The organism is Robertmurraya sp. (assembly GCF_036676585.1).
Classification (GTDB): Bacteria; Bacillota; Bacilli; order Bacillales; family Cytobacillaceae; genus Robertmurraya_A.
The window spans coordinates 39,283-64,311 of the sequence record NZ_JAKFCQ010000084.1; the positions used below are offsets into that span (position 1 = coordinate 39,283).

Consider the following 25,029-nt stretch of genomic DNA (forward strand, 5'->3'; position numbering starts at 1 on the left):
CTCTAATCAGACTCTTTTCCATTTATAATTAATTGGCTTAGTGTGTTTTTAAAGGATCTTCGCATCGAGGTTTTCAATAAGATAGATGTGTTTTTGTCGACTATACGATTCAGCAACTCCATCAAGGTTGTATGACTAGTTAGATGGTGAATATTCGCTCTGTTCATCCCTAATTCAGCTGCTTTTTGACAGGTTGGAATGGCGTCCTTTCCGATTGCTATTAATATATCCACCTTGTTTTTTACAACCAGTTCTCCCACCTTTTGATGCTCGGATACGGAATAATCTCCTAGTTCTTCTATTTCTCCGATGATTGCTATCGTTTTCCTTCCTTCTGCCGTTTCCTTAAGCACTTCTAATGCTGCCTCGATGGATGTAAGATTGGTGTTCCATGTATCATCAATGATTAGGCTCCCCTTGATTCCTTTGTGGAACTGAAGATGACTTTTTACGTGTGAAAAGGTTTGTAATCTAGTAATGGTCTCAGGAATGCTCTTACCGACTAATGAACATGCGATGATTGCGGCCAACGCATTGTACACATTATGCTTACCGAATCCTGGGACAAAGGCAGAATACTCCCCTTCTTTGCAAACAATTACGAAGTCCATTCCATTTTTTTTCAGATTAAAAGTCACGGAATGAGCATAAAAATCGGCTGTTTTCTCCATTCCGTAATAAATGACTTTTCCTTTAAAAGATTCCAGATTGAGCCTTCTACAGTACGGATTATCATGGTTTAGAATTAACGTCCCTTTAGGTCCTACTGCTTGAACCATCTTAATCTTTTCTTTTACATATAAATCTTGATTTTTAAATCCTTCAATATGATCGGTGCCAATGGTTGTGATAATTCCAATTTGTGGTCGGAAGTATCGGGCTGAATACAGCAACTGATTAGGACCTGAAACCCCCATTTCAAATATGGCACTGTCCTTGGTATCATCTATTTCCAATAAATAATCCAAGTTTCTTCTTAAACCATTATGACTTAAATACGTGCTTACCACCTTTTGCTTTTCTGATAAAATCCATGAGATCATCTCTTTTGTGGTCGTCTTTCCAGAGGTACCTGTCACCCCGATCACAGGTAGGGTAAAAAGATTTCTGTAAAAGGTAATAAACTGATAGTACGCCTTTTTTACATCTGGTACATAGACAATCGTTGTGTCACTACTAACATGTTTCAACAATCTAGGTGTGGAGGTTACGACCGTAATGGAGGAAACCTTCGTTGGTAAGGGCAACGTTTTTCCTTTTTTTACAATAAAAACCAATGAATGATCGGTTATGACATGTTCCCCGTATTTTGCAGCATTTTTTATTACTTGCGATCCATTTCCGTGAATTACCTTTCCCCCAAAAACAGGAAGTAGTTGGTTTAAATGCAGATGTTTCATGATGTCACCCACTCTCTTTTGTGGCTTTGGTTTATTCTATTGAAAAAGTCCATTTATGGTAAGGGCATTTAACCATTTTCCAATCCTTTGCGCAAAACACATTCCTACCTTCTTGTGTGTACATATACTACAAGAAGAAACAGGTGCTTGAAGTTGGAGGTGAAAATCATGCATCATATTAAACCATGTAATCAAACAAAGCATACCATCACATTTTCTCCTCATTCTACCTTGACTCCTGAACAGGGAAACGGAAGCTTAACATTCGGTGTTAAGGCCGTCGAGGTGAAAATAGAGGTTTCAGACTCTGTTGAAGGAAATGTGATTCTATTATCAGAAGATATTATCCAAGAGCTTCAAATCCCATTAACCTGCTCATACGACATCCTACTAAATGACAATCTCATACGGATTGGTCCATTTATAGGCATTCTTACAGAGCTGACAGATAAAAAAGTTGAACAAATGCTTTTTACCTATAAGAGCTTCGTGAAAAGATATCAGCAGATAGGTGGAGCCATTCTTGTATTTTCTCTCGAAAGTATTCATACTGAGCAACAGACCATTTCCGGTTTTTTATATCAACCCGAACACGAATCATGGAAATACGGAACGTTTCCTTATCCAGCAACCGTTATGACGATTCTCGAGGCAAGCTTAACCTCAAAATATAAAAACTTTCATGATAAAATAAACCATTTAACTTCAGTGTTAGGTCCTAAAGTATTTAACTTTCCACACTTTTCAAAATGGGAGATGCACAAGATACTCCTTCCAAAGTTTGATCATGTGTTACCTCAAACGACTCTTTATCAAGAACCTAACGACATCAGTCATATGCTGCATCTTTATAAAAGTATTTATATCAAACCTATAAACGGGAGATTAGGTAAGCGTATTTTCAAGGTGGTTCAAACAGCCGACAACATTGCTGTTTCTTTTTATGTAAACCATAGTAAACATGTAAAAAGCTTTTCTACCCAGCAAGAAATGATGAGCTTTTTCCAAGCTAACCTTCCTCCTTATATGTATGTAGTACAACAGACTATTCCTTTAATGACATATGATGATCGGATGATTGACTTTCGAGTGATGATGATTAAAAATGAATGGGGTCTATGGGATAACCTTGGAGTATATTCAAGGTACGGTGCGAAGGGACAATTGGTAAGCAATATTACGGCAGGCGGACAAACCGAAATGGCTTCTGCTACCCTTAAAAATGTGTGGAAACTAGATTCAGAGGAGATTGAAGAAGTACTCTTAAAGATTAATACATTAGTAAAAGAAATATTGGCTCTTTTCGAACAACAAGGATATCACCTTGCGAATATCGGCTTTGATATCGGAATGAATGAAAATCGAAAACTCTATGTAATTGAGATTAATCATCAAAACCCAGATCCATATATCGCACTAAAGGCCAATAACAGGCATGCCTTTTACTTAGCACGTTATAAAAACATGATGTATGCCAAATATTTAGAAGGATTTTAAAAAATGCTACTCCATCTGGGTAGCATTTTTTATTGTAAATAAGGCATTTACTTAGGGATAACATACTAGTTTAATAAAATTTCCAAAAAAAACTTTTTGTAAAGCGCTTGCAAAAATTAAAAACCTAGAGTTATAATACTTGTATACAAGTATACTTGATTAACAGGAAGGTGTAGATATGACCGAATCTAAGGATTTTTTATATCCATCAAAATGGCTCTCAAAGGCTTCTGCTGGCGATCGTGTGACATGCGAGCTTAGAATGCGAATTATTTCTGGTTTAATTGAAAGCGGTGCCATCATTTCTGAAAATAAACTAGCTGCAGATTTTGCTGTGAGTCGTTCACCTGTTCGTGAAGCGTTAAAAGTACTTGCATCAGAAAACATCATTCGACTAGAACGAATGGGTGCCGTTGTCATTGGGTTAACCGAAAAAGAAATAGAAGAAATATATGATGTTCGTCTACTTATTGAAACATTTGTGTTTGAACGATTAGTAAGAATGGATGTGACTGAATTAGTTAAGGAGCTTAGTAAGATACTTGAAATGATGAAAGTCGCTATTAAGTATCAAGATGCCGATGAGTTCTCCTATCAGGATCTCCTATTCCACGAAACCATTATTCGTTCCATCAATCATTCGTACATGCTAATGATATGGAACAATTTAAGACCCGTCATGGAAAGCTTCATTCTTTTATCAATGAGAGCACGTTTCCAGGAAAAGTACGAAGACTTTGATCGAATTATTAAAAATCACGAATTATATATTGAAGCCATTCAAACAAAAGAAAGAACCCTCATGGTTCAATCTTTACATCAAAATTTTGATGATGTTCAAGGAAAAGTAGATGATCTCTGGATGTCACAACAAATGCTTTCTAAAGGAGTAGAACAGGAAAATGACTAGCTATATGTTAGGTGTAGACATAGGAACAACCAGTACGAAAGCCGTTCTTTTTACTGAGAAAGGCGAAGTGATTCAAACAGAGAATATTGGCTACCCTCTCTACACACCCAATATTTCAACAGCTGAACAAGACCCGGAAGAAATTTTCCAAGCAGTTTTGAAAGCCGTTTCAAACATCACAAAGAAAAACCCACAAAAAAATATAGCGTTTGTTTCATTCAGCAGTGCGATGCACAGCGTGATTGCTATCGATACAAATGACCAGCCTCTTACGGCATGTATCACTTGGGCTGACAATCGCAGTGAAGCTTGGACGCATAAGATTAAAACGGAACTGAATGGTCATGAGGTGTACAAACGCACCGGAACACCTCTTCACCCGATGTCACCATTAAGTAAAATGGCTTGGATCACCAATGACCGCCCAGAAATTGCTACAAAAGCAAAGAAATACATCGGGATAAAAGAATATGTTTTCAAAAAGTTATTTAACCAGTATGTGGTCGATTATTCCCTTGCATCTGCCATGGGCATGATGAATCTCCAAACCTTGGATTGGGATGAAGAGGCATTATTGATTGCAGGCGTTACGAGAGATCAATTGTCACAGTTGGTCCCAACCACACAAGTTTTTACTGACCTTCATCCAGATTTTGCAACGCAAATGGGACTTGATGTCAAAACTCCTTTTGTTATCGGTGCAAGTGATGGCGTACTTTCCAATCTTGGAGTGAATGCTATTCGCAAAGGTGAAATCGCTGTCACAATTGGTACAAGTGGAGCGATCCGAACAATTATTGAGAAGCCACAAACCGATGAAAAGGGACGAATCTTCTGCTACGCACTAACTGAAAATCACTGGGTCATAGGTGGGCCAGTAAATAATGGCGGAATGATTCTTCGCTGGATCCGAGATGAATTTGCTTCCTCAGAAATTGAAACAGCAAAACGACTTGGAATTGATCCGTACGAGGTATTAACGAAGATTGCAGAACGCGTAAGACCAGGTGCCGACGGCTTGCTTTTCCATCCTTACCTAGCTGGTGAGCGGGCTCCACTTTGGAATCCAGATGTACGTGGTTCATTCTTTGGCTTAACGCTCTCACATAAAAAAGAGCATATGATTCGCGCCGCTCTAGAGGGCGTAATCTACAATTTATACACGGTTTTCCTAGCTCTAATAGAATGCATGGAGGGTCCTGTCACTCGCATTCAAGCAACGGGAGGCTTTGCTAGATCAGATGTATGGCGTCAAATGATGTCCGATATTTTCGAATCTGAATTAGTTGTTCCAGAAAGCTATGAAAGCTCTTGTTTAGGAGCATGTATTTTAGGCTTACTTGCGACAGGAAAAATCGAGTCATTTGAAATTGCTTCTGAAATGATTGGCAGCACTTACAAACACACACCAAATGAAGAGGCGGTAAAAGAATATAGACAGCTATTGCCGATTTTCATTAACTTATCAAGAGTGCTAGAAAATGAATATAAACAAATTGCCAATTATCAAAGAGGCTTAATACAAAAATAAATTATTTAGGGGGAAACTACGATGCCATTAGTTATCGTCGGAGTAGGAATTATCGCTTTACTCATTTTGATCATGGGGTTAAAATTAAACACATTTATTTCATTAATTATCGTTTCTTTCGGGGTGGCTTTAGCACTTGGTATGCCATTAGATGAAATCGTTACAACTATTGAAGCAGGTTTAGGTGGTACGCTCGGCCACTTAGCATTGATCTTTGGACTAGGTGCAATGCTAGGTAAATTGATTGCAGACTCTGGGGGTGCGCAACGAATTGCGATGACCCTAGTAAACAAATTTGGTGAGAAAAATATTCAATGGGCTGTTGTAGCCGCTTCATTCATTATCGGTGTCGCTTTATTCTTTGAAGTAGGATTAGTTTTATTAATTCCAATTGTATTTGCGATTTCAAGACAATTAAAGATTTCTATTTTGTATCTTGGTATTCCAATGACAGCTGCTTTATCTGTAACACACGGGTTCTTACCTCCACATCCAGGACCAACAGTTATTGCTGGTGAGTATGGTGCAAACATTGGTGAAGTGTTACTTTATGGTTTCATTATTGCTATTCCAACCGTTATCTTAGCTGGACCTGTCTTTACAAAGATTGCAAAGAAGTTAGTTCCAGCATCATTTACAAAAACAGGTAATATCGCTTCATTAGGTGAACAAAAGACATTTAAGCTTGAAGATACACCTGGATTTGGTATCAGTGTGTTTACCGCTTTACTTCCTGTTATTTTAATGTCCATCGCTACGATTATTACTTTGCTTCAAAAAACAATGGGCTTTGAGGATAATAGTTTCCTAGCAATGATTCGCTTTATCGGTAATGCTGGTACTTCTATGTTGATTTCCTTATTATTTGCCGTTTACACGATGGGATTAGCAAGAAAAATTCCAATCAAAAACGTAATGGAATCTTGTACAACAGCTATCTCTCATATTGGAATGATGCTATTAATCATTGGTGGAGGTGGTGCCTTCAAGCAAGTATTAATCAACGGTGGCGTAGGTGACTATGTAGCTGAGTTGTTCAAAGGAACTTCTTTATCACCAATCTTACTTGCTTGGATCATTGCAGCAATTCTACGTATTTCTCTAGGATCTGCTACTGTGGCTGCCTTAACAACAGCTGGTTTGGTTATTCCGATGTTAGGTCAAACGGATGTAAACCTTGCACTAGTCGTACTAGCAACAGGAGCTGGTAGCTTAATTGCTTCTCACGTAAACGATGCGGGCTTCTGGATGTTTAAAGAGTATTTTGGTTTAAGCATGAAAGAAACATTTGCTACATGGACATTGCTAGAAACGATTATTTCTGTAGCTGGATTAGGATTTATTCTATTACTAAGCTTGTTCGTATAAAAGGAGTCGAAATTAGATGTACAATACCATTGGAGTCATTGGTTTAGGGGTTATGGGAAGTAATATTGCCTTAAACATGGCTAATAACGGTGAAAAAGTAAGCGTCTACAATTATACAAGGGACTTAACTGATCAGCTTGTTCAAAAACTAGATGGTCAGTCTATCCACCCTTTCTATGATATTGAGAATTTTGTTCAATCGTTAGAAACACCTAGAAAAATCTTTCTTATGGTCACAGCAGGTGCTCCGATTGATTCTGTGATTCAAGCCTTGCTTCCTTATCTTGAGGAAGGCGATGTCATCATGGATGGTGGAAACTCCCACTACGAAGATACCGAACGCAGATATCAGGACCTAAAAGCAAGAGGTATTGGGTACCTAGGAATTGGAATTTCTGGTGGAGAAGTTGGGGCTTTAACTGGCCCCTCCATCATGCCAGGTGGAGACCAGGAAGTGTACGATAAGGTCGCTCCTATTCTAACAAAGATTGCTGCACAGGTAGACGGGACACCTTGCTGTGTATATATTGGACCAAAAGGTTCTGGTCATTTTGTTAAAATGGTCCATAACGGAATTGAGTATGCCGATATGCAACTCATTACCGAAGCTTATTCGTTTTTAAGAGATACCTTGCTTTTATCTGTTGATGAAATTGCTGATATCTTTGAAACTTGGAATCAAGGGGAATTGAAGAGTTACTTAATAGAAATCACAACTGAGATTTTAAGAAAAAGAGACGATTTAACTGGACTCCCACTTATTGATGTGATTCTAGATAAGGTCGGTCAAAAAGGAACAGGTAAATGGACGAGTATTCAAGCAATTGACAATGGAATAGCTACATCCATCATTACCGAATCATTGTTTGCTCGTTATGTCTCTTCTTTAAAAGAAGAACGAGTGGCCGCAGAAGAAATGTTAGAAGGACCATCCACCCTGCACTCGAAACGGAACAAAGAAATATATATTGAATACGTCCGACAAGCTTTATATATGGGGAAGATTTGTGCATATGCTCAAGGCTTCAACCAATATAAAGCGACTTCAGAGCTTTATGATTGGAATCTTCCATTAGAAGATATTGCGCTAATTTTCCGTGGTGGCTGCATCATTCGAGCAGAGTTCCTGAATGTCATTAGCCAAGCTTATAAAGAGAATCCACATCTTGCTAACTTGCTTGTTGCTCCTTTCTTTGCTGAAAAGCTGAAGAAATACCAACAAGGATTAAGAAATATCGTATGTGAGGGAATTCAATTAGGGATCTCCTTCCCTTGTTTAAGTGCTTCCCTCACCTACTACGATAGCTATCGTACCGGTCGGTCACATGCGAATCTCTTACAAGCCCAACGTGATTATTTTGGAGCACATACGTATGAGCGAAATGATCGGGATGGAATTTTCCATACAGAATGGAAATAATATAATTGGTGCTGGCCCTTTGTGGTCATGCACCTTTTTCTGTATAATGACACCATGTAGGGAAAGGGGCGAGTGTCATGAATCAGCATAATTACGCGAAACTAACAATAGTAGAAACTAGTGATACCCACGGACAGATCTTCCCTATTTTATATGGAACCAATACATACGAATCCATTGGTTTAGCCAAAATCGCTACCTATATCCGACACCTCCGTAGAACGGAAGAGAACCTCCTTCTAATTGATAATGGTGATAGTATTCAAGGTACACCATTAACCTATCACTATGTAAAAAAGCAAAGTCATTTACCTAATCCCGTTATTCTAACTTTTAACAAACTACATTATGATGCAGCTATCATTGGAAACCATGAGTTCAACTATGGCCTATCCACATTAAAACAAAGCGTCTCTGAAGCTCAATTTCCCATTTTATCTGCCAATATACTTAACAATCAAACAAAAGAACCTTTCTTTGGCAAACCCTACACCATTAAAATACTTCCAGAAGGCATAAAGGTGGCCATTTTAGGTTTAACAACACCTTATATCCCAAACTGGGAGAAAGCAGAACATATAGATGGATTAGAATTTGAGGATGCTGTGGAAAGTGCTAAAAAGTGGATTCCTCATATCAAAGAAAACGAACAACCTGATCTTTTCGTTGTTTCCTATCATGGTGGCTTTGAAAGAAACCTCAAAACTGGAGAACCAACCGAAGCGGTCACAGGTGAAAACCAAGCCTATCAACTATGCCAAGAAGTAGAAGGCATTGATGTGTTATTAACGGGACATCAGCACCGCTTATTGGCCGATGAGCTAAACGGTGTTACGATTGTTCAACCTGGAAACAGTGGAGTTTGTATGGGGCAGGTTGATATAGAGTTTACTTTGGATCGTGATCATAAATGGAAGTGTCTTTCTAAAAAAGCCTCTCTTGTTCCGGTTAAGGAGTGGAAAGAAGATGAGGAAATATTACGATTGATTCTACCTTACGAAGAGAAAACGCAAAATTGGCTCGATCAACCCATCGGACGTATTCAAGGCGATATGATCATAAAAGATCCTTTCCTTGCGCGTATAAAAGAACACCCTTTTATAGAATTTATCAACCAGGTACAAATGGAAGCAAGTAACGTTGATATATCCAACACCGCTCTGTTCAGCAATCATGCCATTGGCCTTCCAACGAACGTAACGATGAGGGATATTGTTTCAAATTATATCTATCCAAATACGTTGACGGTATTAGAGCTAACGGGACAAGATATTAAGGATGGATTAGAAAAAAGCGCTACTTATTTTATCGTAAACGAAAATGGAGAAATAGCAGTAAATCCCCAATTCATCGACCCTAAGCCTCAACATTATAATTACGATATGTGGGAAGGAATTCAATACACAATTGATGTTGGAAAACCAGTTGGTGAACGAATTGTTTCTCTAATGAAGAATGGTGAAACTTTGGATCGGAAGCAAAAGTATCACGTGGTCATGAATAATTACCGCGCTACCGGTGGTGGGAACTATTCTATGTATAAGGGAAAGAAAGTCATAAAAGAAATTCAAATCGACATGACTGAACTGCTTGCTAATTATTTTTCCAAGTATGGAACAGTAAAAGCTACAGTCAATGATAATTGGAAGGTAATTCAAACGTAAAAAGGTGACAATGGTTAGCCCCCATTGTCACTCTTCATTCCCTGATTCTGCCCTAATTAACTACCGTTTTATTTTTCCCTGTTCTCTTTGCTGTATAAAGTGCTGTATCTGCCCCTTTAAAGAGATCTTCCTTGTTCATTCCAGGCAACAGTTTTTGTACACCAATACTGATTGTTACGTGTCGCCCTTTGAGCTCAGGGAAACTAGTGTTTGCAATACTTTCCCGGATGTTTTCCACCCTTATAATAAAATCCTCTTCCGACGTTCCCATTGTGATAATTCCAAATTCCTCTCCTCCGTACCTAGAAGGAAAGTCATCGCCAACAGAGAAAAATTTAATTTGCCTTGCGACTTCTATAATGACACTGTCTCCAGCTCTATGGCCGAACGTATCATTGATTTGTTTGAAATTATCAATGTCAAGGACGGCTACATGAACGTTTAACTCCTCTGATGAACGTAAACCAACAATCGAATCCAACTGTTCATGAAAAGACCTGTGATTATATAACTCCGTAACAGGATCTAACCGGGAAAGCCTTTCCATTTGAATGTTTTTAGAGAATAGATCATTTTTTTCTTTTGTTGTTTTTAACAATTCTTTCATCACTTGATCACTATGTTTCATGAGGCTGTATATAAGTAGTGAAATCCCTAATAAAATTAAGATAATAATAATCAAATCTGCTGTATCCATAGAAGCATGTACCGGTTCATAAAAAAAATAAATGAATAAAAAAGTGAGGATCGATATAAACACTGAAAAGCGAATGATTCTTTTATTATAGAAAAACAATGAGACCAGAACAGGAGTAATGAGTAAAACCATCAAAATTACTTTATCGTAAATACTAATAATTATGATGCTAATAAAAAGAGTAATTACAATCATGATATAGTACTCCGTGTGTTTCCGGAATTTACTCATAAACAGCTCTGCACATGCCATGACAGCGATAAATTTAAATAATGGAAATAAAATCACTTCTAAAAAAAATAACCACTTATCATAAGTAGTAAGAAAAAAGTGTATACCTGTCCCTAACAAATACAGTCCAATAATAACCCATAGGGTATTCAATATATCACGAATAAGTAACCTTTTATCAAACATCTCTTCTCTATTCATTTGATCTTCCTCCAATTTCACGTAGCATGTTAGCACTTCGTGAAAGCCATCTCTGGCTGTATTCGATAACCTGGCAATCTTAGCTTTCACCTTAGACCCACGGTTTTGCGTCTCTACCTTTCAGTAGATTTGCCTTTTCGTAATTGGAATAATTACTACTTTAGTACTATTATACTCGCAATATTGATGGATAGATATATGATTGCAAATTGTAAAATCAACCAATTGGTGACATAAAAAAAGAGCCTTCATAAATGAGGACTCTCGCCTTACTATACTGTCATTTTCCAACTAGAAAAAGCTAGCCAATTTTCTTGTTCCTTGTAATCCGGCATAATTTTCCCAACAAGTCTCCAAAAAGAACGATCATGATTTAAATGCAACATATGGCACATTTCGTGCACAACCACATAATCAATTACCCTTTGGGGTGCCATCGCAAGCTTCCAGTTAAAAGTTAACTGCTGATTGGAATCACAAGTTCCCCACGTACGATTGCTGTCATTAATACGGACCACCTTTGGCTTTATTTTAAAGTTGCTTTGATAAGACTTAATACTCTTCTCTACCAATGTCTTACATTGCTGATAGTAGAAGCGCTTTAGTGCCTGTCTAATTTTTTCTTCCTCTAACTCTTTTACATAGATAAACAGTTTATTTTCTTCAAACTTCACATGATTCTGCGTAAGATTTGCGTCGTGAAAGATTTGGATGGGGTAGGTGTTTCCTAAATAAAGAAAACTTTCGCCATGGTCATAAACCTTTTCCTGCGGTCCAAGCGCTCGCGCCTTCATTTCCTTAGACTTCTCTTGAATCCAGTCCCATTTTTCTTCGATAAATAAAAGCACATACTCATTGGGTGTTCCTTTAGGAGCCTGGACTTCAATATTTCCATAAACATCAACGGAAATTCCAATAGACTTGCGTTTTTTGTAGTTTATATTGTAACTGATCGTTTCACCTGAATAGTTGTGTATCATGTCATCACCTTTATCTGCGAAATGCTATACCCTCCATTTTATGATGATTCCCTATATGATCTCAAGAGCCTTTGTAAAAATGACATTTGTCATGTGATTTTCATGACATCCCTTACTAAAATCACCTTTTCCATGATTATACAATGAAAGTATCAAATCAGGAGGTGTTCAAATATGAACGAGGTCATTCGCTTAACTAATGTATCAAAATCTTTCCAGCAAAAGACGGCTGTTAACCATATCAACTTTTCGATTAATAAAGGAGAAATAGTGGCCATCTTAGGACCGAATGCTGCAGGAAAAACAACTACGATATCCATGATTTTAGGTTTACTTAAGCCCTCAGCAGGCAACATCCAAATCTTTGGACTTTCCCCAAAAGCAAAGAACGTACGTGAGAAAATTGGCGTGATGATGCAGGAAGTTAGTATGATGCCTGGCTTAAAGGTTCACGAAATACTCACACTTATACGAAGCTATTATCCTAATCCCCTTTCACTTGATGAACTTATTGAAATAACCGGTCTAACAGAGCAAGATCTAAAAACACAGGCAGAAAAATTATCAGGCGGTCAAAAACGTCGAGTTAGCTTTGCCCTTGCACTTGCCGGAAATCCCGATCTCATCATTTTTGACGAACCGACTGTAGGCATGGATATCTCATCAAGAAACCGGTTTTGGCAAACCATTAATTCTCTAGCCAAACAAGGAAAGACCATTCTTTTCTCTACTCACTATTTGCAGGAGGCGGATGATGCAGCAGAGCGGATTCTTCTATTTAAAGATGGAAGGATTGTCGCTGATGGGACACCGTCGGAGATTAAATCAAAAATAACAAACCAAACCGTTTCATTCATCTTAGAACCTGACGCGTCATTCGAAAAATTGTATCAATTCCCAGAGATCAAGCATATTAACCGAACCAATGGTCGAGTTTATGTTCAATCGACGAACGCAGACAAAGTATTAGCGATTCTTTTTCAAGAAAAACTTGGCGCTCATGACATACAAATTGAACGGGGAAAATTGGAAGATGCTTTTGAACAGCTAACAAGTACAAATAAGGAGGTTATATAGAATGAATATATTCTTGTTACAATGCAAAATGGAGATAAAACGAATACTGAGAAATAAGTATTTTCTCTTTTGGTCTTTAGTTATGCCGATTATCTTTTATTATATCTTTACAAATGTAGTCAATACGAACCCAGAAGACCCTTCGGCATGGGACGCTCATTATTTAATGTCCATGACTGTATTTAGCGTGATGGGTTCTAGCATTATGACTCTTGGAATCCGCATGGTTCAAGAACGAGCAGAAGGTTGGTCAAAGTATATTCGCATGACGCCTCTATCAGAAAGTGTATATTTTGCGGCACAAATGGTTGGTCAAACCTTCATTCATGTGCTTTCCATTACGGTTATTTTTGCCTCAGGTGCCATCATTAATGGAGTATCGCTTTCTGCATTGGAATGGATCGCTAGCGGATTATGGATTTTATTCGGTTCATTACCTTTCCTTGCTATTGGAACATTAATTGGTTTAATGAAAAAAGTAGAAACAGCCGCTGGTATTAGCAATGTGTTATACATGGTTCTTGCAGTTACAGGCGGAATGTGGATGCCACTGGAAATCATGCCAGAGATGATGCAAACAATAGGAAAGTCATTACCTGCTTTTCATTTTGGGAGTGGTGCATGGGAGATTGTCCAAGACGAGATGCCCAATTGGAAAAATTTTCTGATATTAGTCACCTATCTTGCTTTGTTCATGTTACTATCGAAGTATATTCGAAGTAAACAAGAAGCGGTGTGATGAAATATGAAAAAGTCGATCGGGATATTTCCAAAGCAATTTGGCTTTTTTCCCTACATCTTTTTGGTTTATGTTCTTTTTCCGATTAACTATTTACTAGCTGAAACTGGGACAAAGCAAATCATTGGTTTCGGATTGGTACTCCTTTTTTTAATAACGTATCGGCAGCTCTATTTTACAACTGGAAAAACGGCATTCACATATTGGCTAACTGTTCAAATGTCGATTATTTTCATTTTTAGTTGCTTTTATGATCTTAATCATATCTTTCTAGGATTCTTCCCTGCTAACTTTATTGGGTATTACCGAGAAAAAGTGAAATTTAAACGAGCTTTTATTAGTCTAATTGCTGTCCTTTTAGCTCCTTTTGTTTATCACTTTGTAATGGGAAACATACATTTTACGAAAGACATCCTTTATTTTGTTCCGTTTCTCGTCATTATGTTCATTTCACCGTTTGGCATTCGCTCCATGAATCGAAGAATGGAGCTTGAACAGAAGCTTGCAAAAGCAAATCAGCATATCGAAGAATTAGTGAAGCGAGAAGAGAGGGTACGAATTGCTCGAGATCTTCATGACACGCTTGGGCATACCTTATCTTTATTGACTCTAAAAAGTCAGCTTGTCCAAAGACTAGTCGCAGTAGATACCGATCGTGCTCGAAAGGAAGCTAGAGAAATGGAAGTCACTTCACGGACGGCTCTAAAGCAAGTGCGGGAGCTTGTATCCGATATGAGAACTACTACCATTGCAGAGGAAGTATTACAAGTGCAACAAATTTTGCGTGCTGCAGAAATTACCTTCGAGTATAATGGATCATCTGACTTTTCTCTCATCCCGCCTGTTACACAAAACATTGTGAGCATGTGCATTCGAGAGGCGGCAACCAACGTCGTTAAGCACAGCAAGGCAACCCATTGTTCCATTTCCATCTCTCAATCCACTGAAAAAATGGACATTATCATTCACGACGATGGGATGGGGGTAGAGAAAAACAAACTCTTTGGAAATGGTTTGAGAGGCATGGAAGAAAGGCTTACTCTGATCGATGGTGGGCTCGAGCTTAATAACCAACATGGAGCCATGTTGAAAATTACCGTCCCTATTATTAAAAAAGCAGAACCAAGAGGAGCAATTGTATGATTCGGTTATTCATTGCAGAAGATCAAAAAATGTTATTAAGTGCACTAGGCTCCCTTCTAGATTTAGAAGAAGATATGGAAGTGATTGGCCAAGCGGTCAATGGAGAAGAAGCACTCTCCTCCATCCTCAGACTAAACCCCGATGTTTGCCTGATGGATATAGAAATGCCAGCGCTTAGTGGATTAGATGTTGCTGAACAGCTTGCACAGAGAGGTTCTCACAGCAAAGTGATTATCTTAACAACATTCGCTCGCCCTGGCTATTTCGAACGTGCGGTTAAAAGCGGGGTGCATGGATACTTGTTAAAGGATGGAGAGATTGAGGAATTAGCAGATGCCATCCGAAAGTGCATGACAGGAAAACGGATATTTAGCCCAGAGCTTACCTTTGACTTAATCCGTGAGGAAAACCCACTTACAGAGCGGGAACAGCAAATTCTACGATTGGCTTCCTTAGGAAAAACCACGAAAGAGATTACTTCTGAGCTGTACCTATCCTCTGGAACTGTACGAAACTATATATCAGAAATCATCCAAAAGCTTGAAGCTAAAAATCGTACAGAAGCAGCTAGCATTGCAAAGACAAAAGGTTGGATCTAACAACAGATCTGATCGTTTTAAAAAAGGATCTTCTTCGAAAGATCCTTAACAATCTTATTTCGGGATTTCTAAATCTACTGTATTTAATAGCATCACATGCTCCTGGTAAATATCATCTACAACATACGTATTGCCATTCACTGTTCGTTCTGGAAATACTTCTTTTCTCGATTGGTCATAAGGGATCCAACCAAAATATGCATTTTGCGAAGGAAATAAGTCATTGAAGAATAAGCTAGATTGCCCTCCTCTATCTTCTATTAATACTGAACTTAAAACGAGAGCCCAATCCTTTGGTAGTTTTAATATTCCGTAAGACTTTTCTCTTAATGAGATTTCCTTTTCCATTTGAATTCTTGGTGAATAATGTTCCACCCCATTGGTCATCCCATAGTTTCTATTCCTAAGTAAGTAAAACTGAATCGCGTGCAGATGATCGTCCGGGTGCGCATTCCAAACAATAGCGAATGAAGTAAGGTCATTTCCGTTTACCTTCCACACTTTCGGTTCACCTTTTGTATCAATCGTTAAGACTTGCCATTTATGATTCCTCCAGCCCCAGTAGCTTAGTCCATAATCCTCATTTGCTGAAATATATGGGACAACCACATGATGCGTGTCAACAAATAAGATATCTTGAATCACCTTTGCTCCTGCTTCTTCATAGGTACTATTAATCTCTCGAACGATTTGCTCATTAGAGGGAAATGTTTTAGGTGGCCAAAAAAAGAACCAATAAACTAAAAAAGTTGTCAGTGAAACTGCACCGAAAGCTATAAGTAGCCATATATTCTTCTTTTTCACGATCAATTGACCTCCTCAAGAAACGAATCGACTGATCTAAAATATAACTCCTTTTCCTTTGTTTTAATTAATAAACCTTTTCCATCAATTTCAATATATATAACTGGGCTTTTCCCACTGCCCCACTTTGATGTCACCCCTGTAAGCTGATATGGGAATCGTTCATTTCGTTCATTAGATTCCATTTCCATATAGGTCTCTTCATACCAATCTTGACTATATACCATTTCAACCGTCATATTAGGGAGTTGATTCTTTAAGGTTACTTTATTTATCTTTTTCTCAGTAGCAGAAGGGTGAACTGGAATCGAATAAGCATTCTCGATATTTGATAGATAGGTAGTTGCTACCTCTTCAGGATAAAATACATGCTGCAACGGTACAGCAAGTAACGTCGTTGCTATGAAAATAACATTTGCCCCAAAACCTAACCAAGCATGCGATCGGTATGTCTCCCATCTTCCTTCTTTCCTCTTTAGAATGAAATACAATATCCACACACCAAGAGGTAATATAGGAAGCTTTACCACCGTATCAAACATGGGCCAATTTATATTAAATGAAAAAAGCCCTATGTATAAAACGACAATAACTTTCCAAGCTTTTAGTTTAATAGCCTTTTTTTGGTAGATGTGAAAGGAGATTATCCCTATACTCACCCAAGCTATAAGATCTAAGATGATGGTAATTATGTTAAAAGTAAAGTCTACAGTCATTGATCCACCCCCCGTTTTTAAGTCACAAAACAAACACTATTATTTCCCAATTTTACCATATAAGGTGCTACAATATATGTATTCATTGGTGAAAGGATGGATTCTTCTGCTTATTTATAATATCCTAATACCTTTATTATTTATTGGCATATTATATTTACTTTATAAATGGAGTAAAGAACTTGAAAATCGCAGTTTTACTATATTTATATATTTTTTAGTTAGTACGAATATTGGTCCCCTTTTTTCAACTTCAACTGAGGACGGGGGAGATTTTACCTTATGGTTTCCGATGGGATTTGCTATGGTCCTGATTTACCTTTATGCAAGTAAGCGGCACCACCCTGCCAAACTTAAGGCAAGTGCACTAGGTCTATGCGTAGCCATTGTTAAGATGATTCAAGCGTATCTATAATGCTTCATACAAAAAAACTCTATCCTTTACTCGTAACAGGTTCGGTTTTCGAGTATAAAAACTTAATTAACAAATAAAATTAGCAGTCCAATTCGCAACTGATTTGTTTGCTAATTTAATTGAGTCTTGATGTGCGGAAAGTGGTAGTAGGTTTTGGATATTCTAGTTAGTAAATATTGTAGAAGTTGACTTTTTCACAGAGGTATAGGAATTCATAGGCGGAGATATTCCGGTTATTGTATATAGTTGGGGCTTAAAAAGCAGATATAAGCGGATATATTCCGTTTAACTTCTCTAAATTTAACTAAATCAAAAGGTTAGGTTCATATAAGCGGAATTTTTCCGTTTATCTTTCAAACTTAGTAAAATAATGTAAAAAATGCTTGGAGAACACATTGTTCCAAGCATTTTTCTTATCAAATTGTCTGTTAATTTAAGTGCGAAGACCGTTCGAATAGCACGGTTAATTCAAATTTTGTAACTCGGATAGAGTTTCTTTGTTATTCAAATAATGGACTTACCGCTTTTTCACTATGAATGCGGTCAATCGCTTCTACCAGCAATGGGGCAACAGATAAGCAAGTGATTTTCTCGAGTTGCTTCTCTTCAGGTTGTTCAATCGTGTTAGTTACAACCAGTTCTTTAATTGGTGACTGTTCAATTTTTTCAATTGAGTTCCCTGTAAATACTGCGTGTGTACAGCCAGCATAGATGGCTTTTGCCCCGTGTTCGGCTAATGCTTTTGCTGCAAACGTGATGGTTGTTCCTGTATCAATGAGGTCATCAATAATGATGGCGTTTTTGCCTTCTACATTTCCAATCACATCGTACGTTTCATGTCCGCCTTCTTCTGGTTTTCTTTTATCGATAAGAGCAATAGGGGCATTTAAAGTGTTCGCCAATTTTCTAGTTCTTCCGATACTTCCGTTATGTGGAGCCACAATGACCATATCTTCTAGCCCTTTTTCCATAAAATATTGTGCAAGAACGGGCACACCGATTAAATGCTCCACAGGGATATCAAAGAAACCTTGTAGCTGAGGAGTATGAAGGTCCATTGTAAGAACTCGATTCGCTCCTGCAGATTCTAATAGATTGGCTACTAGCTTAGCAGTGATAGGCTCCCGAGAACGTGCCTTCCGATCCTGTCTACCATAAGCGTAGTAAGGAATCACAACATTAATGACACCTGCGGAAGCTCTTTTCAACGCATCAATCATAATTAAAAGCTCTAAAATATTATCGTTCACAGGGTACGAAGTGGATTGAACAACAAATACCTCACAGCCGCGGACACTCTCTTCAATATGAATTTGAATTTCTCCATCGCTAAACTGTGAAACAGAACAATTTCCCATTTTACAACCTAAAATCTCCGCCATCTCTTCCACGAGCTTACGGTTTGAATTCAATGAAAACAACCTAAAATTATTACTTAATTGATAAGGCACCTTATATCCCCCATACTCTTATTCATTCTTTTTCGATTCCTATACGATTCTTCATACTTTCTCTTTAGCTGTCTGATTCTCCTGCTTAAATAGTGAAAAATGTTGGTTTTTGTCACAACCTGTCTTAATTATAACCTATTTAGGTGAGTTTTGAGAATCTTCATTATACTCCCATATTCCAAGCTGCCCTTTGGCAGGAAGGAACTCTTCTAGCAACTTCATATTTTCGACTTCCCATACATAACCACCCACTCGATAATCTCCTAAAAATAAATCATTTCCTTCAACTATCCGTCCGTCTTCTAAGAGTGCCCATGTGTTATGGTTTTCAGTGACTTTAATACAATTTTTCAGGATACATGTACCGATTATGACTCCAGTAGGTAGGGTACTGGCTGTATATCCATGTTTCGCTAGTAGGTTATGAATGTTCGAGTTACTGCAAGAATGTCTGTCCACTTTCTTACTAGTATGTATAGCTAGTGGACCTCGATAATTGGTCCTCCAAGTCCTTGTTTCATATTGTGTCTCTCCTAGAACAAATAAACTTGCCCATGGTTGAATCATGGATAACACCTTCATTCGATATAGCCCCTTCGTTCATATCAATCATATGGTATAGATTCCCCTTAGTTTGATCACCCATTCATTCAACACGTATAACTCAGGTAAATGACCAATTTTTCCCGATTCTTACGCTAAAGCTCCACGAATGCCCCATTCCATGTCCTTCTCTCTGACATATAAATAAGCAAGCTAGTTTTTTGTCTTGAGATTGGAGGAAAAAAATGTGCATGAATATACGATTGAACCGTGGGATCATCTAGTCGATTCAGCCACTAGCGAGGCAGACCTAGAACAATATGTCCCACCAGAGCTAGAGAAATTAGCCTATGAAGTCATATCAAATTATGATATGACCGTCTCCGAAATGACTCTTATCACCTCGAAGCCCGATAAAGGTGGAGCAATATGGAAAATAGAGACCAACCACGGACCACGCAGTATCAAGGTTCTTCACCGCCAGCCAACAAGGAGTTTATTTAGTATTGGTGCGCAAGCTTATGTTGTTCAGCAGGGAGCACGAGTTGCCTCCCTTATTCCCACAAAGGAAAATCACCTCTACGTACAGGCAGGAGGCAAGTTATGGATTGTCACCGATTGGGTAACTCCTCTTGAACAGCTAATGAAAATTGATTTAGAGGGTGCCTCTGCACTTTGCTATGGTCTAGGAGAATTCCACCGTCATACAAAAGGATATATTCCACCAGCCGGCTCAAAAAAGTCCTCTCGACTGTATCGATGGAATCAATATTACGAGAAAATGATTCAAAAAATAGGTTGGTTCCGAGATATTGCCCATGCTTACCCTGAAACGGTCGCAAGTCCACACTTACTATCGGTTGTAGACAAATTTGAACAGCAAGCCTTTGAAATGTATGAAAAATTCAAGCAATCCGCTTATCGAAAAATGATTGCAAAAGGGGAAGCACATTGGGGCTTAGCTCACCAAGACTATGGCTGGTCAAATGGACAACAAGGACCTGGTGGAATCTGGGTCATCGACTTGGATGGAGTTTCTTATGATTTACCTATTCGTGACTTGCGAAAAATTATTACAAGCACAATGGATGATATGGGAACCTGGGATCTCGAATGGATACGAGGTGTAATAGACGCCTACCACCAAGCAAATCCAATTGACCAAGAAACCTTTGAATTATTATGGATTGATATGGCGTTTCCAAATGAGTTTTATAAACATGTAAAAGAAGTCGTTTTCGAACCAGTGACTTTTATGAACACTGAACTTGATGCCATCTTAGACAGAATCACTCTAACAGAATCCAATAAATGGGAGGTTCTATCCGAATTAGCCAAAGACAAAGAGAAGTACCCTCCTGGTGATTATACAGAGGAAGAAGTCATTTATGATGTAACTCCAAGTGCTGTCGTATTAGGCAATACAGAATTACTAGTCAAAAATAATAATGAATTCAAAACGTCCGATACATCTAAAGCACAACAAAACGTTCCGTCCACTTTCGAAGAGCCTAAGGAGTCTAAGTCTAAGGAATCTGAAGTAAAGAAATCCCTACAAGAACGAGAAAGTTTACGTTCAAGAATTCAAAGAAGAAGAACGGAACCGTCCCTCAAGTCTAAAAGTAGTAGCAACAAAGATCTTTTGGTCGACCTCGATCTTCTTCTAAAATCCATTCTAGAAGATGATCTCCCAAAATTGCTAAAGAAAATGAATGAAGAGAAACCGTCCAAAGCTCTTAAAAATACCGAACGTCCCTCTTCGTCAAAACTAGTTAAGATACAAAAGTCCAATGCTGAATTTGAAAGTATTGTAGCAAAAGTCCAGCGGAAAAAGCTAGAGTACGAACAAAAGACAAAAGAGAAAAAATAAAGTTTACTTTCTACGAAAAATAAGAAGAAGGGAGAACGCACATGAATGTGTTGCTGATTTGTACAGAAATGCTACCTGTCCCTAATATTCGAGGTGGCGCTATCCAAACGTATATATGCGGTGTTTCCCACTTATTAAGCGAGCAACATCAAATTACCATCATCAGCAGAACAGATCCGGATCTACCGGATGAAGAGGTTGTTAATGGCATTCGTTACGTCCGTATTGACTCTCAAAGGTTACTAGATGTTTACAAGCAAGGAATTATGAAATATTTGTCAGAAACAGAAGAGCAATACGACATCATTCACATTTTTAACCGCCCAAAGCTGGTCCTTCCAGTAAGCGAACTCGCTCCTAACTCTCGAATCATATTAAGCATGCACAATGATATGTTTAAACCAGAGAAGATTAGCCGGGCTGAAGGAGCAGCAGCTGTAGAAAAATTAGAGACAATCATAACCATTAGTAAATATATTGGTCAAACCATTGTATCTTATTTTCCAGAAGCAGCACCCAAAATCTTCCCGATCTACTCCGGTGTAGATTTATCCAGATTTGCTCCTTGGACAAAATCTGAATCTGCTCTACAGGCAAGAAAAGCCATTCGTTCCAAATACGACTTAGGGTCCAAAAAGATTATTTTATTTGTCGGTCGTCTCTCTAGAAACAAAGGGCCACATGTTCTTGTTAAGGCCATGTCGCATATTAAATCAAAAGATGCTGTACTCGTTATCGTAGGGGCAGCGTGGTATAGTGACGATTCGATTAGTGATTACATCTCCTATACGCGTGCACTAGCAGAAAGATCCCCTATCCCGGTTATTACTACAGGATATGTTCAAGCAGATGAGGTTCACAATTGGTTTTGTGCCGCAGATGTCTTTGTTTGCACATCCATCTGGGAAGAACCACTAGCTAGAGTTCATTATGAAGCCATGGCAGCAGGGCTTCCGTTTATCACTACCGCTAGAGGTGGTAATCCAGAAATTATCCTGAATGATAATGGCTATCTTGTTCAAAATCCTGAAGATCCTATTGAATACGCAAACCACCTCAATAAAATGCTAGCAAATTTAGAGTCTACTAGGGACATGGGGCTTCGCGGTCGAAAACTCGTTGAAGAAAATTTCACTTGGAAACATGTAGCCAATAATATCCTTTCAGTCTGGGAGAGAAATCCTTCCGAAAATTAGCAGCCAAAGGAAGTGTGCATTATGAAAATTCTTGTCACAGGGGCTGCAGGTTTTATCGGGTCTCATCTCTGTGAGCGCTTGCTACAAAACCCACAAAATGAGGTGATAGGTATTGATGTGTTTTTACCCGTTGGTACTTCAAGATGGATTCGTGAACGAAACCTTCAAAACCTACTTCACTCTACAAGATTTACATTTGTTGAAGAAGATATACAACATGCTAATTGGGACACCTTACTTGAGGGAGTAGATATCATCTACCATCTGGCAGGTGTTCCCGGTGTTAGATCTAGCTGGGGTCAGGACTTCACATTGTATGTAACCAATAATATTATTGCAACTCAAACGTTATTGGAAGCATGCCTTAAGTTTCCGATAAAAAAATTCATTTATACCTCGACCTCTTCTGTCTACGGTCAAAAGGATGGAAAAGTAACGGAAACTTCCGAACCAACACCACTATCTCCATATGGGGTTACGAAATTGTCTGGTGAACACTTGTGTCGAGTATTTTATCAAAACGATGGGCTACCCATCACGATCTTACGATTGTTTACCGTCTATGGCCCGAGGCAGCGACCAGACATGGCCTTTCATAAATTTATTAAACGAACACTTACTAACGAAACAATAGAAATATACGGAGATGGACAGCAAACAAGGGATTTCACTTATATCAGCGACTGTGTAAACGCAATTGCCTCTGCAGCTACCTCGGATGGCATTGTAGGAGAAACGATCAATATCGGCGGAAAAGAAAGGGCCTCCCTTTTAAGTTGCTTATCCATTCTAGAAGACGCCCTTGGCCAAAAGCTTAAGTGTAGATATACAGGATCCACTTACGGAGAGCCACGCCATACTTGGGCTGATATTACAAAAGCACAAAAACTATTAAACTACGATCCACAGATTACTTTAAAGGAAGGCCTATTGAAGGAAATTGAGGATTTAAAGGATTTGTATAAGGATAAATAAGAGTTTGCTGACATTTAGTCCTTCATAAAATGAATGAAGGACTTTTTGCTCCACTTAAATTACGGTTGTCGAAACTTTTTTGTATTTCGAACAAGTAATGACAAGTTTAAACAAAATGCACCCATTGAGCGTTATGTAAGTGAATTCTATAATTAAGTTGTTGGAAAATTCTTTTAATAGGGGGATTTTAATGAAGAAGAAATGGATTGCAGGTGCGTTAACAGCAACACTGAGTGCTACCGCCTTTTTTGGAAGCTTAGGGGTTACTCAAGCTCAAGCGGTGGACAAGGACTACATAGTTATCTTTAAATCTGATACAAATCTTCCATCAAACTATCAAGATCTAGTAAAAAGTTCTGGTGGTAAAGTAACTAAGGCGTTACCGAAATTAGGTGCTGTTAAGGTAAACTCAGATAACCCTAACTTCCTAGTAGACATCGAAAAAAGCACAGTCGTACTAGATGCTGGTGTGGAAAGCACCATTTATCCTGAAGCTCCAGTAAATGTGGAAGTTCTTGAAGATGATTTCACGGCTACACCTGCAAATGATTTATATAACACCTATCAATGGGATATTAAGCAAGTAACAAACCATGGGGCCTCTTGGAATTTGGAAGGTGGAACTGGAGAAGCGAAGGATGGAAAGGATATTGTTGTAGCCGTTGTGGATACAGGGATTGATTATACACATCCTGATATTAAGGAAAACTATGCTTACGGAAAATCTTTTGTACCAGGTATCACGAGTGCAATGGATGAAGATGGCCATGGAACTCACGTGGCTGGATCCATTGCCGGAAATGGTAGAGTACTAGGAATCGGTCCAGAATTAAAAGTTGCTGCGTATAGAGTGTTTGGACCAACGGGGGGAGCTTACACTTCTGATATTGCCAATGCATTAATGACAGCGGCTGATGACAATGTGGACGTCGTTAACATGTCACTTGGTGGTTACGATTGGTTCCAAAACCCTGACTATGCAACACAAGAAGTTGTTGCAGATGTCCGTCTTTTCAACCGCGCTATCCAATACGCGATTAAGAATGGAGTAACGGTAGTCGGATCTGCAGGAAATGCAGGCGTTGACATCTCAAGTCCTGGGAAACTTTCTGGAGATGATCAAGGTGCAACACATCGAAGCCCAAGCAGCCAATCATTGATTCGTGTTGCTGCTGGTGGTGAAGAAAAGAATCTCACTTTTTATTCTAACTATGGTGTTGGTAAAATCGATGTTATCGCACCAGGGGGTGACTACGGTACGGCTTGGCTAGAAACAGGCGACACCAATTTAAGAGACCGCAATAAATTATGCTTATCCACGGTTCCAGGAGGATATGCCTTCTATGCAGGTACATCTATGGCTGCTCCTAAAACAGCTGGTCTTGCTGGAGTCATTATTGCCAAGTACGGGAAAGATGTTCTCTCCCCTGCTCAAGTTAAGCAAATTATTCAAAATTCTGCTGACGACTGGTTCAAACCGGGCTATGATGGAGAATCTGGATTTGGAGCAATAAATGCGGTAAATGCGTTGAAATAATGTAATAATAGGAATAATCCAGAGGAATTCTGTTTCCTCTGGATTTTCTTTATTATTTATTAAAG

22 protein-coding genes and 1 riboswitch are annotated in these 25,029 nt (G+C 38.6%); of the genes, 15 read left to right on the forward strand and 7 right to left on the reverse strand.

The features are described 5' to 3' along the window. Positions 1-2 precede the first annotated feature (2 nt). Positions 3-1,400 carry a UDP-N-acetylmuramoyl-tripeptide--D-alanyl-D-alanine ligase gene (locus ACGLXV_RS11530; protein WP_391558700.1) on the reverse strand — a complete coding sequence of 466 codons (1,398 nt, stop codon included), beginning with the start codon at positions 1,398-1,400 and terminating at the stop codon, positions 3-5. A 168-nt stretch (positions 1,401-1,568) separates the two neighbouring features. Here ACGLXV_RS11530 and ACGLXV_RS11535 point away from each other — a divergent pair, with 168 nt between their 5' ends. The 6 genes from ACGLXV_RS11535 (at position 1,569) to ACGLXV_RS11560 (ending at position 9,790) form a co-directional block, all read left to right on the forward strand. After that, positions 1,569-2,897 (forward strand): YheC/YheD family endospore coat-associated protein, encoded by a 1,329-nt coding sequence (locus tag ACGLXV_RS11535; protein ID WP_391558701.1) that lies wholly within the window; start codon positions 1,569-1,571, stop codon positions 2,895-2,897. 178 nt (positions 2,898-3,075) lie between these two features. After that, entirely contained in the window at positions 3,076-3,807 is a 732-nt protein-coding gene (locus tag ACGLXV_RS11540) for a GntR family transcriptional regulator (protein WP_119706791.1), read from the forward strand. Continuing rightward, a complete protein-coding gene (gene gntK / locus ACGLXV_RS11545; RefSeq protein WP_391558702.1) occupies positions 3,800-5,338 on the forward strand; it encodes a gluconokinase in 1,539 nt (512 codons plus the stop codon). Before ACGLXV_RS11540 ends, gntK begins: the two co-directional genes overlap by 8 nt. A gap of 21 nt (positions 5,339-5,359) precedes the next feature. After that, positions 5,360-6,706, forward strand: coding sequence for a GntP family permease (locus ACGLXV_RS11550; protein ID WP_119706789.1), 1,347 nt, complete (start codon positions 5,360-5,362; stop codon positions 6,704-6,706). A 16-nt stretch (positions 6,707-6,722) separates the two neighbouring features. After that, positions 6,723-8,126, forward strand: coding sequence for a decarboxylating NADP(+)-dependent phosphogluconate dehydrogenase (gene gnd / locus ACGLXV_RS11555; protein ID WP_391558703.1), 1,404 nt, complete (start codon positions 6,723-6,725; stop codon positions 8,124-8,126). 77 nt (positions 8,127-8,203) lie between these two features. Next, positions 8,204-9,790 (forward strand): bifunctional metallophosphatase/5'-nucleotidase, encoded by a 1,587-nt coding sequence (locus tag ACGLXV_RS11560; protein WP_391558704.1) that lies wholly within the window; start codon positions 8,204-8,206, stop codon positions 9,788-9,790. A 52-nt stretch (positions 9,791-9,842) separates the two neighbouring features. Here the strand turns inward: ACGLXV_RS11560 and ACGLXV_RS11565 are convergent, their stop codons facing one another. Both ACGLXV_RS11565 and ACGLXV_RS11570 read right to left on the reverse strand, forming a co-directional pair. Then, on the reverse strand, positions 9,843-10,919 hold the full coding sequence (locus tag ACGLXV_RS11565) for a GGDEF domain-containing protein (RefSeq protein WP_391558705.1): 1,077 nt from the start codon (positions 10,917-10,919) through the stop codon (positions 9,843-9,845). 61 nt (positions 10,920-10,980) lie between these two features. Further along, positions 10,981-11,063: riboswitch (cyclic di-GMP riboswitch) on the reverse strand. Between the two features lie 128 nt (positions 11,064-11,191). After that, positions 11,192-11,899 carry a M48 family metallopeptidase gene (locus tag ACGLXV_RS11570; RefSeq protein ID WP_391558706.1) on the reverse strand — a complete coding sequence of 236 codons (708 nt, stop codon included), beginning with the start codon at positions 11,897-11,899 and terminating at the stop codon, positions 11,192-11,194. Positions 11,900-12,073: 174 nt separating this feature from the next. Between ACGLXV_RS11570 and ACGLXV_RS11575 the strand changes: the two genes are divergently transcribed. The 4 genes from ACGLXV_RS11575 to ACGLXV_RS11590 are packed head-to-tail and all read left to right on the forward strand — an operon-like array spanning position 12,074 to position 15,457. Further along, positions 12,074-12,976: an ABC transporter ATP-binding protein gene (locus ACGLXV_RS11575; RefSeq protein WP_391558707.1), complete on the forward strand. Its 903-nt coding sequence runs from the start codon at positions 12,074-12,076 to the stop codon at positions 12,974-12,976. A gap of 1 nt (position 12,977) precedes the next feature. Further along, a complete protein-coding gene (locus ACGLXV_RS11580) occupies positions 12,978-13,715 on the forward strand; it encodes an ABC transporter permease (protein WP_391558708.1) in 738 nt (245 codons plus the stop codon). Between the two features lie 6 nt (positions 13,716-13,721). After that, the gene (locus tag ACGLXV_RS11585; protein ID WP_391558709.1) at positions 13,722-14,858 is read left to right on the forward strand and encodes a sensor histidine kinase; all 1,137 of its coding nucleotides are present in this window, start codon (positions 13,722-13,724) and stop codon (positions 14,856-14,858) included. Continuing rightward, entirely contained in the window at positions 14,855-15,457 is a 603-nt protein-coding gene (locus ACGLXV_RS11590; RefSeq protein ID WP_391558710.1) for a response regulator, read from the forward strand. Before ACGLXV_RS11585 ends, ACGLXV_RS11590 begins: the two co-directional genes overlap by 4 nt. A 54-nt stretch (positions 15,458-15,511) precedes the next feature. On the opposite strand, the gene ACGLXV_RS11595 is transcribed toward ACGLXV_RS11590, so the two are convergent. Beyond that, positions 15,512-16,261, reverse strand: coding sequence for a hypothetical protein (locus tag ACGLXV_RS11595; RefSeq protein WP_391558711.1), 750 nt, complete (start codon positions 16,259-16,261; stop codon positions 15,512-15,514). 2 nt (positions 16,262-16,263) lie between these two features. Further along, positions 16,264-16,977, reverse strand: a complete 714-nt coding sequence (locus ACGLXV_RS11600; RefSeq protein ID WP_391558712.1) for a hypothetical protein — start codon at positions 16,975-16,977, stop codon at positions 16,264-16,266. A gap of 76 nt (positions 16,978-17,053) precedes the next feature. Here ACGLXV_RS11600 and ACGLXV_RS11605 point away from each other — a divergent pair, with 76 nt between their 5' ends. Then, positions 17,054-17,392 (forward strand): hypothetical protein, encoded by a 339-nt coding sequence (locus tag ACGLXV_RS11605; RefSeq protein WP_391558713.1) that lies wholly within the window; start codon positions 17,054-17,056, stop codon positions 17,390-17,392. Positions 17,393-17,892: 500 nt separating this feature from the next. On the opposite strand, the gene ACGLXV_RS11610 is transcribed toward ACGLXV_RS11605, so the two are convergent. Both ACGLXV_RS11610 and ACGLXV_RS11615 read right to left on the reverse strand, forming a co-directional pair. After that, the gene (locus tag ACGLXV_RS11610) at positions 17,893-18,843 is read right to left on the reverse strand and encodes a ribose-phosphate diphosphokinase (RefSeq protein WP_391558714.1); all 951 of its coding nucleotides are present in this window, start codon (positions 18,841-18,843) and stop codon (positions 17,893-17,895) included. Positions 18,844-18,978: 135 nt separating this feature from the next. Continuing rightward, positions 18,979-19,425, reverse strand: coding sequence for an ASCH domain-containing protein (locus ACGLXV_RS11615; protein WP_391558715.1), 447 nt, complete (start codon positions 19,423-19,425; stop codon positions 18,979-18,981). 208 nt (positions 19,426-19,633) lie between these two features. On the opposite strand from ACGLXV_RS11615, the gene ACGLXV_RS11620 reads away from it, so the two are divergent. The 4 genes from ACGLXV_RS11620 to ACGLXV_RS11635 all read left to right on the forward strand — a co-directional run bounded on the left by ACGLXV_RS11620 (position 19,634) and on the right by ACGLXV_RS11635 (position 24,964). Further along, positions 19,634-21,256, forward strand: a complete 1,623-nt coding sequence (locus ACGLXV_RS11620) for a CotS family spore coat protein (RefSeq protein ID WP_391558716.1) — start codon at positions 19,634-19,636, stop codon at positions 21,254-21,256. A 41-nt stretch (positions 21,257-21,297) separates the two neighbouring features. After that, positions 21,298-22,452 carry a glycosyltransferase family 4 protein gene (locus ACGLXV_RS11625; protein WP_391558717.1) on the forward strand — a complete coding sequence of 385 codons (1,155 nt, stop codon included), beginning with the start codon at positions 21,298-21,300 and terminating at the stop codon, positions 22,450-22,452. A gap of 21 nt (positions 22,453-22,473) precedes the next feature. Further along, positions 22,474-23,427, forward strand: a complete 954-nt coding sequence (locus tag ACGLXV_RS11630; RefSeq protein ID WP_391558718.1) for an NAD-dependent epimerase/dehydratase family protein — start codon at positions 22,474-22,476, stop codon at positions 23,425-23,427. A 190-nt stretch (positions 23,428-23,617) separates the two neighbouring features. Further along, positions 23,618-24,964, forward strand: coding sequence for a S8 family peptidase (locus ACGLXV_RS11635; RefSeq protein WP_391558719.1), 1,347 nt, complete (start codon positions 23,618-23,620; stop codon positions 24,962-24,964). Positions 24,965-25,029: the final 65 nt, after the last annotated feature.